Origin of the sequence: Paraburkholderia sp. J69-1 (genome assembly GCF_905220255.1) — a bacterium.
Classification (GTDB): domain Bacteria; phylum Pseudomonadota; class Gammaproteobacteria; order Burkholderiales; family Burkholderiaceae; genus Paraburkholderia.
Genome location: NZ_CAJMZG010000018.1, coordinates 151,221 through 168,122, shown reverse-complemented (window position 1 = coordinate 168,122; position 16,902 = coordinate 151,221). Strand labels below are relative to the sequence as shown.

The following is a 16,902-nucleotide window of genomic DNA, read 5'->3' as shown; positions in this document are numbered from 1 at the left end:
TCGGCAGCGGGCTCGCGCAAAGCCTTCTGCTAGAATCGATCGAACTGTAACGATAGCGTTACCAATAGCCGCTCTGGTCGCGCTGCACACTACTTCAAAACAAGTTCGTCGCATGACCAAGCAAAATCCCACGCTGGCGGATGTTGCGCAACGGGCCGGCGTCTCGCAGATGACCGCTTCGCGCGCGCTCAACGGACGCCCCGGCGTCTCGCGCGAAACCCGCGATGAAGTGATGCGTATCGCCGCCGATATCGGCTATGTCGTCAATCGCACGGCGCAAAAGCTTTCGGGCGGGCGCAACGGCATTATCGGCATCATGACGCCCGCGCTCGATACCGAGTTCTCCAACGAACTCATTCTGGGCGCGAGTCGCGCAGCGCGCGCGGCCGGTTGCGAAGTGCTGGTGTACACCGTCTCGGACGACACGCACTCGCATCAGGAACTCATCAAGCTCGTGCGGCAATTCTCGGACGGTCTGCTGGTGATCCTGCCGCGAGAAACGTTGGGACTCGACGCCCTCGCCGCCGCCCACGTGCCCGTAGTCGTCATCGATCAACGCGGTACGCTCAATCGTTTTCCGTCGGTATCGGTCGATAACTACGGCGGCGCCTGTATGGCCGTCGAGCATCTGATCGCGCTCGGTCACACGCGCATTGCGTTTCTGGGCGGCGACGAGTCGATCGAAGGGCTACGCGACCGCCAACGCGGCTATCACGACACGCTCGCGCGCCATGGCCTCGCACGCGACGCGGCGCTGGCCGTGAGTAGCGATCCTTCGAAGACGACGGTGTTCGAAGCGGCTTCGGGCTTGCTCAAACTGCCCGATCCGCCCAGCGCGATTTTCGCGGCCAATGACCAGAGCGCATTCGGAGCGATTGCCGCGGTGCGCGAAGCAGGCCTGCGCGTTCCCGACGATATCTCCGTGGTGGGCTTCGACGATATTCCCATGTCCGCGCAGTTTCATCCCGCGCTGACGACCGTTCGCCAGCCGTTTCAGCAGATGTCGAGTTCCGCGGTGAATGCCCTGCTCGCGCAGATCGCCGGGAATGATGCGGTGGCGCAGCGCACGACTTTTCCTGCGGAGCTGGTCGTGCGGCACAGCACGGCGCCCACACCGCAGCGTGCCAACGAGGCACCCGCACGCAAAAGCAGCCGCGCCCGCGTCAAAGCTTGAAAAGGATAACGAAGTAATTTTCTGGCGGGAGAATTACCAGATCGTATCGATATGCGTGAGCGCGCGGACGCTGGCGTCGGGTGTGACGAGCGGCACGCCCAGCGTGCGCGCCGTGGCGACAACAAGACGCTGCGGCATCGGCAATTGCGCGGACATCGTCGTCGCGCGCACGGCAATGGCCGTATCCACCGGCACCATCCGCACGCCTTCGAGCGAAGCCAGCGTGGCCAGCCAGCGCCGCGTATCCATCGACAGCGCAAGCCGCCCGCTCTCCACGAATTGCGCGACTTCCAGCAAGCTGATGGCCGAAATCAGCACTTCCGATTCTTCGAGCGCACTTTCTATGGCGGCGCGCGCGGGCTCGCTCAGCGCTTGATCGCCGCGCAGCCAGTAGACCAGCGCACAAGTGTCCAGAGCAACCATCTTCGCGTGCTATTTGTGGCTGGCAACGACGGCCTCATCGCCCGTGCCTTCGATATCGCAATACACGATAGATGCACGCAGCGAATCGAGCGGACTTTTACGTTTCGCCCGATAAGGCCGGATTTCGATGGTCGGCTGGCCGCGGTCGGTCACGACCACGCTCTCGCCCAGCAACTCGACCTGACGGAACAGTTCGCAGGCCTTGGCCTTGAACATCGCTTTGGACACACGCTTTTCCATTGAAGGCTCTCCACCTTGCCGGCGCGCTTAATTATGGTTTTATGCGAGGTCAGCACGATCCGTCGCGCGCCTTGAACGTTATCGCTAACGTTCTCAAGATAGCATGCGAAAGCGCTGCGCTTCAATAGCGCCCGGACCTGGGTATTCCCGATGCCAAAGGCGCGAGAAAAAAAGGACGCCGGCGTGTCAGGGTGGAGGAGAAAGACCACGCCGGCGCGGCGCGGGCCAATCGCATTGCATTGCGTTTCGGCCGCGCCTGTCCATGGGGACTGTCAGCTTGTTGCGAGGCATCTTCTGGCGATGCCATCTGTCCTGCCCGAATCAGAACAGATGCATGACGCCTGCGAACACGCCGAATTGCCCCTGACCGTAGTTGGGATTGCCGTTCGCCGAAGAGCCGGTCGCCGGGTCGTAATCGTTATTGCCGTACGAGCCGTTGCCCAGATTGATATTCGACGTCGAGCTGTTGTGGACGTAACCCGCTTCCGTGTAAAGGAAGGTGCGCTTCGACAGGTTGTACGTGCTGCCCAGCGTGTAAAGCGTGGCATTGCCGTTGCCGTGGTTTGCGTTGGCGTGGAAGACTGCTGCCGTGATCGCCGCCGCGGCGTTGATCTGCCAGGCCGCGCCGATCCATTCGTGATCGACGGCGGTGGGTGCGGAAACGCCGTCCGGCTGCGAGGCGTCGGTGACGCCCACGCTCGCGTTGGTGGCGTTCGGCGCGCTCAGGTGCTGGTAGCCCGCGTAGAACTTGACCGGCCCGAATACGAGTGTGCCGCCCGCGAGGATCGAGCGCGAATGCTGGTACACGTCGTTGAAGGTGCCGTCCGCGCCGCGCACTTCGTCGTAGATCACGCGGAAGTCGCCGAGGCTGTACGAGTACACGGCTTCGATGCCGTCGGTGCGGCCCTGGCCCGTGGGCGTGGAAGCCGCATTCCATTTGGTGTTGTTGGTCAGCGCGTACTGGCCGCGCATCTGGAAGCCGTTCCAGCTTGGCGTCTGGTATTCGAAGCCGTTCGCCGCGCTGGCCCAGTTGCGGCCGCGCACGAGCGTGGCGATGGCGTAGCGCTGCATCAGTTGCGGGTCGGCGCCCCAGCTATCCTGCGAGATTTCGCCCGCGCCCAGATTGCCCATCTTGAAGGTACCGTAGCGGTCGTTGTCGAAACCCACGATCGCGTGACGGCCGAACAATGCGCCGGCCGACTGGCCCGTCTGCGTATTCAATTGCCCTTCCAGCTTGAAGATGGCCTTGGTGCCTGCGCCCAGGTCTTCCGAGCCTTCGAGCCCGAACCACGAGCAACCCCAATCGCCGCTTTCCGCGCTGACCAGATGCTTGTTACCCGGCAGGCCGGTTTCATACTGGATGCCGTTGTCGATGCGGCCGTACAACGTGACCTGGCTTTGCGCGTGGGCGGCGGATGAGGCCGTGGCCAGCACGGCGAGGCCAATAAGCGTCCTTTTCATCAGGTATCCTATATTTTGTCGTCTGTCTCCAAACCACGTCCCGGCTTGGTGGGGCTTGCCGGCGCAGCAACCTGAAATGCCAGCGGGCACTTCGGGAGCCGATTATAAGAACGAGCGGCGCACGCAGGACGACGATCCGCGCCAGGGAAAATGCGGCCCGCTTCTAACGTTGTTTCCAGTCGGAAGTTGCGATAACGCTAACGTTATGACTATCTGATGTGGTCAAACCGGGCGCGCGGCTTCATGTTTGTGTGGCGGAACCGGTCGCTCAGGCGGGTGACGGGACGAAATTGAGGGTTGTGCATCGCCTTTTATGGTGTAACCGTCCAGTCGGTCGGCAAAAACGGCGGCCAAACGGTGTCGCGTGGTGTCGCATATGCGCGACGGCCCGATCGGTATGCAGCGGCATGAAGCGGCATGTCCCAGGTATGCAATATGCGGTGGGCATGCTATGACAAATCAAACGCCCATCGAAATCGTCAGGCAAAACGAAAGGAAACCTGGGATGGAAGAGGATCTCGAGCTGCCAAAAACCGGCCGCACCGCGATCTGGCTTGGGTTGGCCGGCGTGCCAGGCATCTGGCTCGCTCACCTCGCGCTTTGCGTGACGCTCATTTCCAACGCCTGCGACGACTTTCAGCACAGCGGCGCCCTGCCCTGGCCACTGGTCGAGCGGATCGTGGCCGGCGCGTCCGCCGTTTCGATGATCGCTGCGGTCATCATCGCGATTGCGGCTTCGCGCGCCTGGCGGATGATCGCTTCGCAGGTTCCGGGCAAGCGCAATCCCGCGCGCTTCATTGCCTGGTGTGGCGCGACGGCTGCCGTCGCTTTTACGGTCGGCCTCGCCTTTTCATCGTGTCTGCTGATCGTTGTGCCGATCGACCGGCTCTGCGCCACATTCCACTGACGAATATCGGCTCTAAGCGCGCGTTGAAAGGGTCGCACCGCCATTACATAAAGATTTCGATTTGCCGTGCGAAATGCCTGCATCTCGCCCAATTGACTTGCTCTCACCCCACGTAAAGTCACAGACGTCAGGAGGCCCATAGCGAGCGCTTTCTGATTTCAGGGAGAGAGCAGTGAAATCATTTAGTCATCCGATATATATTGGGCTGGTTGCCGTACTGGCGAGCGCGGCGATGGCGCAAGTACACGCGCAGGAAGTGTATGTCACGGGCGGTACGCTGGGCGCGGGCCTGGGCGGCGCGCTTAATCTGAGCCCGCACTTCGGCGTTCACGCCGATGCCGAAGGTTTTGGTCTGAGCCACACCGTGACGGTGGACGATAACCGCTACGACGGCCACCTGACGCTCGCCCAGGGCGGCACGTATCTGGATGTCTTCCCGTTCGCCTCCAGCGGCTTTCGCCTCACGGCCGGCGCGCTGTTCAACGGCGATTCCTTGAGCGCGAACCTTGCGCCGAATGCGCAGGGTAACTACGTGATTGGCGGGCAAACCGTGCCGGCGCTCGGTCCTTCGCCCACCGCAAAAGTGACGCTGCCGCACGTCATGCCGTATATCGGCATTGGTTACGGCCACAAGAAGCCCGCGCTGGGTCTGGGCGTGTCGTTCGACCTGGGCGTGGCTTATGGCCGCCCGCGCGTGAACTATAACGTGCCGTCGGTCTACGACCCGTACGTCACGAATCAGGACATCCAGGACGAAGAGCAGAAGTTCACCGACAAGGTGACCCGCTACCACTGGTATCCGGTGGCGCAGGTCGCCCTGACCTATCGCTTCTAAAGCACTTTTAGCGCTTCTTGAACACGTCGATGGACGACAACGCGTGACCGTGGAAATCGAATAGCGTGTTGTTGTCCCACTGATCGCCGGCGCCTACTTTCCAGCCCACATTCGGCGTGGGAATCCATTCGGGTTCCCACCAGAACACGCCTTTACCGCGCCCGTCGGGAATACTCTTCACCACGTTCGTGAGCGCGGCGAAGAACTGCGCCTGACCTTCGGGCGTGGGCGGATAACCGAGCGTGCCGGTATTGGTCATTGCGTTGGGTTCGGAATCGCCGTCGCTCGTGGTCCACGGATACGCGGTCTCGACAACGAAAATATCCTTGCCGTAGCGCGTGGCCAGATCGTTGGCGTTGTTCTGCAGATCGTCGAGTGAGCCCTGCCACTGCGGATAATACGAAAGCCCGATCAGATCGAAATTCACGCCGCGCTGCACCGCGCTGTCGAACCACCAGCGGCTTTTGGCATTGTCGCCGCCGCTATCGATATGCAGCATGTGCTGGATCTTTGGATCGACGGATTTGACCGCATCGTGCGCGGTCTTGAGCAGTGTCGCGAGATTGTCCCACTGGTCGTATTTGCCGAGCGGCCAGAGCATGCCACCCGTAATCTCGTTGCCCGTCTGCACCCATTCGGGACGCACGCCTTCTTCGCGCAGCATGTGCAATACACTCGTGGTGTAGTCGGAGAGCAAGGCGCAGGTCTGCGCGAGATCTTTTCCCGCCCATGCATGCGGCGGATACTGCTTGCCGGGATCGGCCCACCAGTCACTGTAGTGGAAGTCGATCAGCACGCGCAGGCCCAATTCCGCGGCACGGCGCGCGAGTACGCGCACATGCTTCGCATTGTTGTAGCCTGTAGCGGGGCTTTGATTCGCCGGGAAATAGTCAGGATTGCCAGGGTCATTCCAGACTTTAATGCGAATCGCGTCCAACCCGTGATGCCGGAAAATGCGCAGGCAGTCTTCGGCTTTACCGTGATCGTAAAAGCGTGCGCCGTTTGCCTCCAGTTCCAGCAGAGTCGATAAATCCGCGCCCATTGTCAGGCGCTGATCGTTGCCGCGCGTTTCGCCCGTTAGCGCCGAAGCCGCAAACGATGGGGCCGCACCTGATGCAAGCGCAGTGCAGGCCAGCCAGGACAGCATCTCTCTTCTTTTCATCTGTGCTCCTCCATGGTAATCGGCGGACCGCTTTGACGCGGCCCGCAACGCTTATAGGTTTTAATCGGCCTATTGCGGATCGCGCCAGGCACATACGTCGCCGGTTTCCAGCGAGGCTTCTCCCAGCACGAATTGCGCATTGGCGGGCGCAGGCGCCAGTGCGCGTGTATCGCCGAAATTAAATGCGAAAGTCAGACCGCCGCGTTTCGCGAGGCGCACGCCTTCCGGCAGCGTTTGCAAGGTCACGCCCGCTGCGCGAGCCGCGTCGCCGAGGACTGTGCGATGCAGATCGTGCGTCAGCCACGCCGCCAGATAACGCACGCGCCCGTGCGTGAGCAATGCGGGCCAGCCATCGGCGAATTCGGCTTCTACGCGCGTGCCGTCGTTCGCACGCACGTGCTCGCGCCAGTGCAGCGCCGTGCCATGCGCATCGCCCACGCTCAGTGCCGGGGCAAGCGTCGGGCGCAGCGACTCGACTTCCAGCACCTGAAGCGGCAACACGCGCTGCAGCAGGCCAGGCGGGAGCGCGCCAGGAATCGCGAAGTTATCGGTCTTGGAACCGCTGCGCGGGCCGAACACCCATTGCGCGTCGCTATGCTCGATCTTCGCGACAAACGCATCGTCGATCACAGCCAGCGACGGCACCACGACAAGCCGATACGCCGAGAGATCCGCATGCCGCGACACGATATCGACATCGACACCCTGCTCGCGCAACGCACGGTAGTAGTCGAATGCAAGCGTCTGATAATCGAATCCCGTGCCGTGTCGCTGGATTTCGAACATCCATTGCGTTTCGTAATCGAAGACCAGCGCGACGCTGGCCCGTGCGGGCGCCGCAAGCGTGCGCAGCGCCTCGCTCTGCGCGATCTCCTGCGCCGCGCGCGCGACTTCCTTGCCGCCCGGCGAAAGTTCGTTATTCGGCAGATTCAGGCCCGAATGCATCTGCTCCTGCGCATACGGGCATTGGCGCCAACGGAAGTACGAAACGAGTTCCGCGCCGTGTGCAAAGGCCTCAAAGGCCCACAAACGCACCATGCCGGGCGCGGGCACCGGATTCCACGGCGCCCAGTTCACCGGCCCCGCCTGCTGCTCCATGACCCAGAAACGTCCCGCGCCGATGGCGCGATAACGGTCGTGATCGAACGCCGAAACATCGGGATGCGCGGTGCGTGCGTAACGGGCTTTATCGGCTTCGGGCAGACCGATCACTTCCGTACGCGCGATCGGATAGCTGTCCCACGTCGCGACGTCGATGGCTTTATCCGCAGCGAAGCGGTAATGATCGAACGTCGTGAAGAAGCCCATGAAATTGTGCAGCACGTCCACGCCGGGCGCGTAACGGCGCAGCACATCGGCCTGTTCGCGGTGAAAGCTCGCCACTTCGTCGGACATATAGCGGCGGAAGTCCAGCAGATGCGAGGGATTCGCGTCGGTGGGCGTGAGCATGGGCAGGCCGATCGATTCGAACGACGGATACTCCATGCTCCAGAACACATTGCCCCACGCTTCATTGAGCGCGTTGACGGTTTGATAGCGCTGTTGCAGCCATTCCTGAAAACGGATCTGCGCGGCCGCGGAATAGCTGGGCACGGTATCGTGACAGCCGAGTTCGTTATCGGTCTGCCAGGCGACGACAGCCGGATGCTTGCCGTAGCGCTGCGCCATGACTTCGGTAATTCGTACGCATTCCTGACGATAAGACTCACTGGCAATATCGTAGTGGCGGCGCGAGCCGTAATTCCAGCGTGTGCCGTCGGCGCGCACCGGCAGCATGTCCGGATCGCGCTCGACCAGCCATTTTGGCGGCGACGCCGTAGGCGTGCCCAGCACGACCTTCAGCCCTTGCGCGGCCAGCGTGGCGATCGCATCGTCGAGCCATGCCCAGTCGAATTCGCCGGCGCGCGGTTCCATGCGGCTCCATGCGAACTCGGCGATACGCACGTGCGAGATGCCCAGTTCGGCCATGCGGCGCGCGTCGTCGGCCCACATCGTTCGCGGCCATTGTTCGGGGTAATAGCAGACACCGATTTGCATGAGTGAAAACCCGGTTCGAATAAACGGTAGAGAGGAAAAAGGACCTTCGGCATTCGCAATGCCGGACAGGAAATCAGCCCTTGCTGGCGCCGAAGGTCAGTCCCGCGACAAAGTGTTTTTGCATGGCGAAGAACATCAGCACGGAAGGCAGCGCCGCGAGCACCGAGCCCGCTGCCACCAGATTCCACGCCGTGGTCCACTGCCCTTTGAGGGCGGCCACGCCTACGGTGATAGGCGCCGCATCGTCGCCCTGCGTGAGGCAGAGCGCCCAGAAATAGTCGTTCCAGACAAACGTAAAGACGAGAATGCCCAGCGCCGCAAGCGCCGGTCGCACGAGCGGCATGACGATGCGCCAGTAAATCGTCCATTCGCTCGCGCCTTCCACACGCGCGGCTTCGATCAATTCGAATGGCAACTGCTTGATGAAATTGCGCAGAAACAGCGTGCAAAAGCCGGTCTGAAACGAGACGTGAAAAATAATCAGCGCCCAGACCGTGTTGTAGAGTCCCACGCGCAGCGCCATATCGCGTACCGGAATCATGAGGATCTGGATCGGCACGAAATTACCAGCGACGAATGCGAACAGCACCGCGGTATTGCCGCGAAAGCGATACGTCGATAAAGCGAAACCCGCCATCGAAGCCAGCGCGATCGCACCAATGACCGAAGGCACGGTGATCAGCACGCTATTGGCGAAGTAATGCAGCATGGGCGTCTGCGTGAGCGCCGCGCCATAGTTGTCCAGCAGCGCGAAATGCTTCGGCCAGCCCCAGTAATCGCCTTGCTGCAATTCTTCGGTCGAACGGATCGAGGTGATCAGCACAGCGAGCATCGGCAGCAGCCAGATGAAGAGTGCAATCGGCAACGAGATCTTGTAGAGCGTGCGATTCGCGGGTTTCCAGCGGTCGACGGGAAGCGGATACATGCGGAAACTCCCTTGTTTTCAGCGTTCTTCGCGCAGCATGCGGCGCAGATGAAACACGATATAGACGAGCATGATGGCGAACAGCACCACGGCAATCGAAGCGGAATAGCCTTCGCGGTAATACTTGATCGCCTGGTCGTACATGTAGTACGCGAGCACGGTGGAGCTATCGAACGGGCCGCCGCCACTCATCACGGCGATCAGGTCGAAGCTGCGCAACGCGCCAATCACCGTCAGCACGATCGCCATAAAGGTCACGGGGCGCAGTTGCGGCAGGATCACGTGCCAGAAAAGCTTGATGCCCTTTGCGCCTTCCATGCGCGCGGCTTCGACGATTTCCGCGTTGATCGACGTGAGACCGGTGAGGTACAGCACCATGCAGAACGGCGTCTGCGGCCAGAGCGCGGCGAAGATAATGCCGAACGTGACGAGTTTGGGGTCACCCAGCACAGGCACGCCATGACCCAGAATCAGCCGCAGCAGGCCGAAGGTGGGATCGTAAAACCACGAGAACACCAGCCCCACCACCACGCCCGACAACACGAACGGTGCGAAAAACAGGGACTTGACGATGCGAATGCCGCCCACGCGCTGATTCAGATAAAGCGCGAACATCAGGCCGACCGGCGGCGCCAGCAGAAACAGCACGAGCCACAGCAGGTTGTTCTTGAGCGCCGTATAGAACGTATCGGTCTGGAACAGTTCGACATAATTCGCGAGACCGACAAACGTCTTCTCGGTCATGCCGTCCCAGTTATAAAAGCTCAATGCAATGCTATTGACGATCGGATAAAGCACGCAGAGCGTGAACAGCGCGCAGCCGGGCAGCAGAAACCAGAGCGCCGCGCGGTTTTGCTGCCGGCGCACCGTTGAAGTGCGCTGCGTGCGCGCCGTGCCAAGCGGACGCGCGACGGTATCGGACATGGTGAGGCCTCGCCTGATATTTCGGATGACGAATTACATGAAACGCTTGCCGTACTTCATGGGCCGGCGGCGCTGCGCCACCGGCCCTCACAACATGCGCGCTTTACTTGTGATAGATGCGCTGACGCGTCGTTTCCAGGCGCGCGAGCAAGGCGTCGATCTGCGACGGATCGCTATAGAACTGCTGCATCGCCTTCATGCCTTCGTCGGCCATTTCCTTCTGCATGTCGCGGTCGTAGAACTGCGCAATGCCGCCGCGCGTATTGGCGAGCGTCTGGAAGCCCACCTTCGAGATGGCGTCTTCGGGTTCGGCAGCCTTGTTATTGGACGGCAACTGGCCCCAGCCGTGTGCGAGATCGGCATTGATCTGCGGCGTTTCCATGAAGGCCAGCAGGCGGCGCGCGTCGGTCTTGTTCTTCGCCTTGGCAGGGATCAGCAGCACGTTGACGGGACCGTCTTCGGCGGTCGGCACATTGGCGTCGATCACCGGGAAGCGGAAGAAGCCCACGTCCTGCTTCATCGTCGCCGGGAAGCTGGCCGAGAAGAACGTGCCCATCAGCATCATCGCGGCCTTGCCGTTGACGAGCACCGGCGCAATCGAATCGACGTCATAGGACAGCGCGTTGTCCATGAAGTAATGGTTGTCGATCAGCGTTTTCCAGGCCGTGAATACTTTTTTCACGCGCGGGTCGGTATAAGGAATTTCGCCGGCCATCAATTGCTGGTGGAAGCCGTTGCCGTTGATGCGCAGGTCGAGATAGTCGAACCACGCGGCCAGCGTCCAGCTATCGCGCGCGGCAACAGCGATCGGCTGCACGCCGCTGGCCTTGAGCTTCTTGCAGGCGTCGAGGAATTCGTCCCAGGTTTTCGGCTCGGCTTTCACGCCCGCCTTCTGGAACAGATCCTTGCGATAGAAAAAGCCGTAAGCGTCATAGCCCAGCGGCGCAGCGTACTGCTTGCCCTTATAGGTGGAGGCTTCTTTTACCGATGCATACTGCTCGTTCCAGCCGTTCCTGGCCCAATCGCCCGACAGGTCTTCCAGCAGGCCGCGCTGCGCATAGTAGGCCATGCGTTCGCCGTCGTGCCACGACACTACATCGGGCGGATCGGTCGCCAGCCAGCCGCTCATCTGCACCTTGTAGGCTTCTTCCGTTACATAGGAAACCTTAAGATCGACATCCGGGTTGGCTTTCTTGAACTTGTCGAAGGCATCCTGCCAGGTCGCGCGCTGATTGCCGCGCGCCGAAACGTTGACAGTGAGCGTGCCGGCATCGGCCGCGCCGCTCGCGAGTGTGGCGGCCACAAGCGCCACGGCGGCAGTGGCGCGAGCCAATGTTCCGAGCGTGCCGGAACGGCGGAAGCGTTGAGCGAACATCTGGTGTCTCCTTGGTTTGTCTTGCAAGGTGAATGACCCGCTCTGGCGGCGGGGTATGACTGATCGGTTGCTAGGCGAGTTGCTACCCGATACCTCAGGCCAGCGCCACGGAAGCGAGGGCCGGCTTTGCTGCGAGCGCGGGCGACGCAAGGCGGCGGCGCGCCACGCCTGCTTCGTCGAACAGATGGCAGGCGTCGGCGGGCACGCGCACACGCAGGCGCTCGCCAACGCCCACGGGCGTATCGCCGGGCGCTTTCGCCACCAGCGTGCCGGACGCGTGATCGGCGTGCAGATAGCTGTGCTCGCCAAGACGCTCAGCCAGGACGGTTGTGCACGCAACCGATTGATCGTCGCCGTCCAGCCGCAGATGTTCCGGCCGCACGCCCAGCGTCACGCGCTGGCCGCGTTGCAGGCCGCGCCCATCGACGCTGGCCAGCAGCGTTTCGCCGCCCGCGAGCGTCACGCGCACGCCGCCCTCTTCCACAGCATCCACCTGCGCGTCGATAAGATTCATGCGCGGCGAGCCAATAAAACCCGCCACAAACAGCGACTTGGGATGGTGATAAAGCTCCAGCGGCGCACCGCTTTGCGCCACGCTGCCGTGCTTTTCCATTTCGGCGCCGGCGTGCAGCAGCACGATGCGATCGGCCAGCGTCATCGCTTCGACCTGATCGTGCGTGACATACACCACGCTCGCGTTTTCGAAGCGTTGATGCAGGCGCGCGATCTCCACCCGCGTATGGCTACGCAGCGCGGCATCGAGATTGGACAGCGGTTCGTCGAACAGAAACACGCCGGGCTCGCGCACGATCGCGCGGCCAATGGCGACGCGCTGGCGCTGGCCGCCCGAAAGCGCCTTGGGATGACGGTCGAGCAGCGCTTCCAGTTGCAGGCTGCGCGCGGCATCGCGCACACGGCGCTCCACTTCGGCCTTGGGCACTTTGGCGATCTTCAGGCCGAACGCCATGTTCTCGAACACAGTCATGTGCGGGAACAGCGCGTAGCTCTGAAACACCATCGCCACGCCGCGCTCGGCCGCGGGCACGTCGTTGACGAGGCGATTGCCGATGCGCAGCTCGCCGTCGCTGAGTTCTTCGAGACCCGCGATCATGCGCAGCAGCGTGGACTTCCCGCAGCCCGACGGGCCCAGGAACACGCAGAATTCGTGATGGCCGATGTCGAGATCGACGCGCCGGATCACGGGCGGATGATCGCCGTACTGCTTGCCGACGTTCGACAACTGGATCGTTGCCATGGATGTGTCTCCTCCGTTTTTCCGGATTCTTCAGATTTAAGCGCTTAAATTCTACGCGATAAATTTAGCCGAGGGGCTTGTGCAACGGTGATTTAACCGCTTAAATTTCTGGGCGGCACAACCGCGTGCAAATCGCTTCCCGGCTTGGTGTGGGTGAAAATTATCAAATCTCCGCCAGGCTTTGCAACATTTGAATCGCTTTCCCTGAATGTGGGAAAAGTCACGAAAAGCCCGTTAATCCCCCGGGTAAACGCCTAAAAAGCGCTTAAAAAGGCAGGACATGGTCACCTTGTCAGAAGTCGCGCGGCATGCCCGCGTCACCGCCGCGACCGTTTCGAACGTGTTGCGCAACCGCGAAAAAGTCCGCCCGGAGACGGCGGAACGCGTGCTCCAGGCGATAGCCGAACTGGGCTATCGGCCCAACCTGAACGCGCGCGCGCTGGCGCAGGGGCGTTCGTCCACGCTCGCGCTGATGCTCTCGAACATCGCCAACCCGTTCTATCCCGAGTTCGTGCTGGCGGCCGAGCGCGCGGCGCGCAAATCCGGCCATTTCCTCATGGTCTGCAACACCGACGACGACGCGCAGATCGGCCGCGCCTACCTCAACCAGATCGCGGGAACGTTCGCGGACGGCGTGCTGGTGATGAACACCGACATCGCCATGAACGAGCTCTGCATCTCCGCGATGCACAACGGGCCGATCCTGCTGGCGATGTGGGAACACCCCGAAAAGCCGCCCGCACTGCCCTGCGTTGCAGTGGATTTCGCCACCGCGGGCGCGCTCGCCGCGAAGCATCTCCTGGAACTGGGGCATCGCAGGATTGGCATGTTGATCGGCGATGGTTGTGGCGGCTTGCAGGATGCGCGCTCGGATGGCTTTCGCGCGGCGCTCGCCGAAGGCGGCGTGGCAGCGGCGACAGCGGAAATGCAGGTGCGCGATTCGATCGATGCGGGTCACGAGGCCTGCATCGCGCTGATGCAGAATCACCCTGAAATTACAGCGATTTTCGGCTCGAACGACCTGCTGGCGATTGGCGCGATTCAGGCCTTGATCGGCACGGGGCGCTCGGTGCCGAACGACGTTTCGGTGATCGGCATTACCGATATCGCGCTCGCGCATCAGGTGCGCCCTGCGCTCACCACCGTGGCGATTCAAACCGCTGCTGTGGCGGAGTTATCGATTCGCAGCCTGATTGAATTGATCGATGCCCCGGTTCAGGAACCGTCGATGGCGATTGGGCCGCCGCCCGAACTTGTCGTGCGCGACTCTACCGGGCTATGCAGAAAGCGCGCTCTTCGTTGATAACGCAACGATCTAGGCTGCAGCTCGCCAACGTATCACAAGCGCTAACACTGCCACCACTGCGCAGAAAATCGCCAGCCAGGAAAGCAGATTAGCGCTTGCCACAAGGGTCGCCTGCGTTTCCAGCGTGCTCGCCATGGCCATCATCTCGGGCAGTGGCGGCGTGCCGCCCAGATCGAATACGGTGATGCGATCGACCAGCCGCGAGCGCGCGATTGCTTCGCCGTATTGCAGCCAGAGACTGGCCGCGCCCGTGCCCGCCGCCGTCGCGATCTGGCGCACGATATTCTTGAACGCGTAGGCATGCTGAAAATCGTCTTCCGTAAAATCGACGAAGGTCATCCCCGCAACCTGCGCCATCACGAACGGCACGGTCAGCCCTTGCAGAAAGAGCGCGGGCAGGATCACATCCATCGACACCCCCGTGAGCGTGCGCAGTGACAGCATCAATAAAGCCGCCGCGAACATCACATAGCCGAGCGCGATATAACGGCGGCGTCCGAACACCTTGGGCGCCACCACGGAAAAGCACATCATCGCCAGCAGACTCAGCACGGACGCCCACGTGAGCACCTCGCCCGTGACCTGGAAGCCGAAGCCAAAACCGCTTTGCAACAGGGTGGGAATCAGGTAATTCCACAGGCCGTTGAGGAAGTAGTAGATCGCATAGAACAGCAGGCCCACCAGATACGTACGCCCCAGCAGCGCACGTGGATCGAGCCAGAGTTGCGGCTCGCGACGCAGGCGCAGCAAGGCGGCGGCGATCAGCAGAAAGCCCACCAGCGGCGTGAGCGCGACCGAAGGCGAACTGGCGAGTTCGTAGAAACGCAGGTCGCCCAGGCCGTGCATGAGCACCATCGCACCCAGGCCAAACAGAATCACGACCCACCAGTCCATGGGATCGATGTCGATTTCCCAGAGATCGCCGGCGGGCTTCACGCGGCTGGGATACGTGAGCACGACCAGCACCAGCACGGCCAGCGCCAGCACCACCTGGATCGCGAAAACCATCTGCCAGGCGGCACTTTCCACCAGTACGGCCGCGAGCCAGGGCGTGCCCGCCGACAACCCGAACGAGCCGATATTGAAGCCGATAAAGAGCGGCGCACGTTCGTCGCGCGCCGATACGAGCTGGATCAGAATGCGCGACGCCGCGAACAGGCCGCCCGCGCCAAAGCCTTGCACGGCACGCGCAAACGTCAGTTGCAAAGGCGTTTCGCACAACGCGCACAACAACGAGCCGATCGCCGCGACGATCAACCCGACCACCGTATAAGAGCGATAACTGGTGTGCTGCGCGATGCGCCGGAGCATGAGATTGGCAAGCGTCGCCATGGCGGCGTACGAGGTCATGCTCCAGAGGAAATCTTCCGGGGAAGCATGGACGCCGCCGCGAATATGCGTGCCGGCAATGCCCATCATCGACGATGCGACGAAGTCCACGCCGGTAGCGCCGCCCAGCGCGACCGTAAAGAAGAACACGCGCAGCGGTGAAAAATCCGGCAGCGCGCGCAGCTTCATTGGCGCACTCCGCGCGTGCGTGGCGGGACGGGCTGCGGTCGGGTGGCGTTGCTGGGCGTCACGCGGTTTCCCCTTCGCCGTCGTGGCGGCATGCCCGCAGCGGCTGATCGTGCAAATCAGTGTAGCAAAGCGCGTCCGGCGCTTCGCTTAAGGCATTCCCTGCATCCGCGCCTGTACCAGCGTGTGAAAAACGCGCGGATCAGAACCGGTCGATCATGCCGAACTGCACGCCGCGCACGCTCGCGCCCGGCCACGACGGCGTGAGGCCCGTCACGTTGACGCCCTTGAGCGTGAATTCGCCTTCGCCGCGATTGCGCAGCCAACCCGCGCTCGCATACAGCAGCACGCGTTTGCTGAGGTCGTATTCGCAGGCGGCGCTGAATTGATCCGCGTTGTTATCGCCGCCCGAGCGGTCGCGCAGATACGTATAGCCCAGCGATGCACGAAAACGCGCATTCACCGCATAACGCGCCGACACCGACACGCCATCGTTGTGATAACGCGGCGTGCCGCCATCGCCGTTGAAAAACGACAGAAAGCCCGTGACCGGACCGTACACATACGACACGCCGCCGAGATTCGCGCGCAAGGCGCCATCGCCATGCGTCTGCTGATGTGCGTACGAAATACGGAACGGCCCGTTGTGATACGCGAAGGTTTCGATATTGCCGGCGAGACCGTTGCCGTCGCCATCGCTCGCGTCGCGCAGCGAGGTCATCAGCGTGGTCGAAAAGCCGTGGAATTCGGGCGAAAGATACGTAATCGCATTGCTTTCATAGGGCGTGATTTTCGACAGATTGTCGAGGCCCGAAGCGATCGTGCCCGCGCCGAACGCATCCAGCCCGCCCTTGAACGGAATATAGATGGGCGAATACTGGCGGCCCATGCGCAGCGTGCCATAAGGCGTGCCCAGACCGACCCACGCCTGGCGATTGAAAATCGTGTTGCTCACGGCCATCGTGCCGTTGCCCGAACTGAAACCATTCTCCAGATCGAAGAGGATCTTGAGGCCATTGCCGATATCCTCGGCGCCGCGCAGACCCATGCGCGAACCGCGATACGCGCCCGAGTCCATCCGCGCGACATAGCCCGAGCCGGGATTGGTGATTTCGATACTCGTGTCGAGCGCGCCATAGAGCGTGACCGAGCTTTGCGCATGGGCGCCGATGGCATGGGCCGCCAGCGCGGTCAGCGCCACGCGCGAGGCCGCGCGGCCAGGTGCGCGCGAAGCGGCGCGGGCCTGACGGATGCGGGCGCCGAGCCGGCGCGAGACGCCGCGTGCGGTGGAAAGTTGGCTCATGTCAAAAACAGGAAAGCGGCCGTCCAGCATCGAACGCTGCAGGCCGCGAAAAAAAACCGT

General features: G+C 62.0%; 15 protein-coding genes. 4 read left to right on the top strand and 11 right to left on the bottom strand.

What is annotated here, in order from left to right; genetic code table 11:
* Positions 1-112 precede the first annotated feature (112 nt).
* Positions 113-1,174 carry a LacI family DNA-binding transcriptional regulator gene (locus U5A67_RS28735; RefSeq protein ID WP_321816935.1) on the top strand — a complete coding sequence of 354 codons (1,062 nt, stop codon included), beginning with the start codon at positions 113-115 and terminating at the stop codon, positions 1,172-1,174.
* Between the two features lie 33 nt (positions 1,175-1,207).
* Here the strand turns inward: U5A67_RS28735 and U5A67_RS28730 are convergent, their stop codons facing one another.
* From U5A67_RS28730 to U5A67_RS28720, 3 genes are all read right to left on the bottom strand, one after another.
* A complete protein-coding gene (locus U5A67_RS28730; protein ID WP_205985198.1) occupies positions 1,208-1,597 on the bottom strand; it encodes a type II toxin-antitoxin system VapC family toxin in 390 nt (129 codons plus the stop codon).
* 9 nt (positions 1,598-1,606) lie between these two features.
* Entirely contained in the window at positions 1,607-1,837 is a 231-nt protein-coding gene (locus U5A67_RS28725; RefSeq protein ID WP_205985199.1) for a type II toxin-antitoxin system Phd/YefM family antitoxin, read from the bottom strand.
* A gap of 321 nt (positions 1,838-2,158) precedes the next feature.
* A complete protein-coding gene (locus U5A67_RS28720; RefSeq protein ID WP_205985200.1) occupies positions 2,159-3,298 on the bottom strand; it encodes a porin in 1,140 nt (379 codons plus the stop codon).
* 376 nt (positions 3,299-3,674) lie between these two features.
* Here U5A67_RS28720 and U5A67_RS28715 point away from each other — a divergent pair, with 376 nt between their 5' ends.
* Entirely contained in the window at positions 3,675-4,205 is a 531-nt protein-coding gene (locus U5A67_RS28715; RefSeq protein WP_321816934.1) for a hypothetical protein, read from the top strand.
* A gap of 172 nt (positions 4,206-4,377) precedes the next feature.
* A complete protein-coding gene (locus U5A67_RS28710; protein ID WP_321959762.1) occupies positions 4,378-5,040 on the top strand; it encodes a hypothetical protein in 663 nt (220 codons plus the stop codon).
* Positions 5,041-5,047: 7 nt separating this feature from the next.
* Here U5A67_RS28710 and U5A67_RS28705 read toward each other — a convergent pair whose 3' ends face one another.
* From U5A67_RS28705 to U5A67_RS28680, 6 genes are all read right to left on the bottom strand, one after another.
* Positions 5,048-6,202 (bottom strand): arabinogalactan endo-1,4-beta-galactosidase, encoded by a 1,155-nt coding sequence (locus U5A67_RS28705; RefSeq protein WP_321816932.1) that lies wholly within the window; start codon positions 6,200-6,202, stop codon positions 5,048-5,050.
* 69 nt (positions 6,203-6,271) lie between these two features.
* On the bottom strand, positions 6,272-8,239 hold the full coding sequence (locus U5A67_RS28700) for a beta-galactosidase (RefSeq protein WP_321816931.1): 1,968 nt from the start codon (positions 8,237-8,239) through the stop codon (positions 6,272-6,274).
* 73 nt (positions 8,240-8,312) lie between these two features.
* Entirely contained in the window at positions 8,313-9,164 is an 852-nt protein-coding gene (locus U5A67_RS28695) for a carbohydrate ABC transporter permease (RefSeq protein WP_205985205.1), read from the bottom strand.
* Positions 9,165-9,182: 18 nt separating this feature from the next.
* A complete protein-coding gene (locus U5A67_RS28690) occupies positions 9,183-10,088 on the bottom strand; it encodes a carbohydrate ABC transporter permease (RefSeq protein WP_205985206.1) in 906 nt (301 codons plus the stop codon).
* Positions 10,089-10,191: 103 nt separating this feature from the next.
* Positions 10,192-11,463: an ABC transporter substrate-binding protein gene (locus U5A67_RS28685; protein WP_321816930.1), complete on the bottom strand. Its 1,272-nt coding sequence runs from the start codon at positions 11,461-11,463 to the stop codon at positions 10,192-10,194.
* 94 nt (positions 11,464-11,557) lie between these two features.
* On the bottom strand, positions 11,558-12,718 hold the full coding sequence (locus tag U5A67_RS28680; protein ID WP_321816929.1) for a sn-glycerol-3-phosphate ABC transporter ATP-binding protein UgpC: 1,161 nt from the start codon (positions 12,716-12,718) through the stop codon (positions 11,558-11,560).
* Positions 12,719-12,998: 280 nt separating this feature from the next.
* Here U5A67_RS28680 and U5A67_RS28675 point away from each other — a divergent pair, with 280 nt between their 5' ends.
* Positions 12,999-14,021: a LacI family DNA-binding transcriptional regulator gene (locus U5A67_RS28675; protein WP_321816928.1), complete on the top strand. Its 1,023-nt coding sequence runs from the start codon at positions 12,999-13,001 to the stop codon at positions 14,019-14,021.
* 12 nt (positions 14,022-14,033) lie between these two features.
* Here the strand turns inward: U5A67_RS28675 and U5A67_RS28670 are convergent, their stop codons facing one another.
* The gene (locus U5A67_RS28670) at positions 14,034-15,542 is read right to left on the bottom strand and encodes an MFS transporter (protein WP_321816927.1); all 1,509 of its coding nucleotides are present in this window, start codon (positions 15,540-15,542) and stop codon (positions 14,034-14,036) included.
* Between the two features lie 199 nt (positions 15,543-15,741).
* Positions 15,742-16,842 carry a porin gene (locus U5A67_RS28665; RefSeq protein WP_321816926.1) on the bottom strand — a complete coding sequence of 367 codons (1,101 nt, stop codon included), beginning with the start codon at positions 16,840-16,842 and terminating at the stop codon, positions 15,742-15,744.
* Between the last annotated feature and the right edge of the window lie 60 nt (positions 16,843-16,902).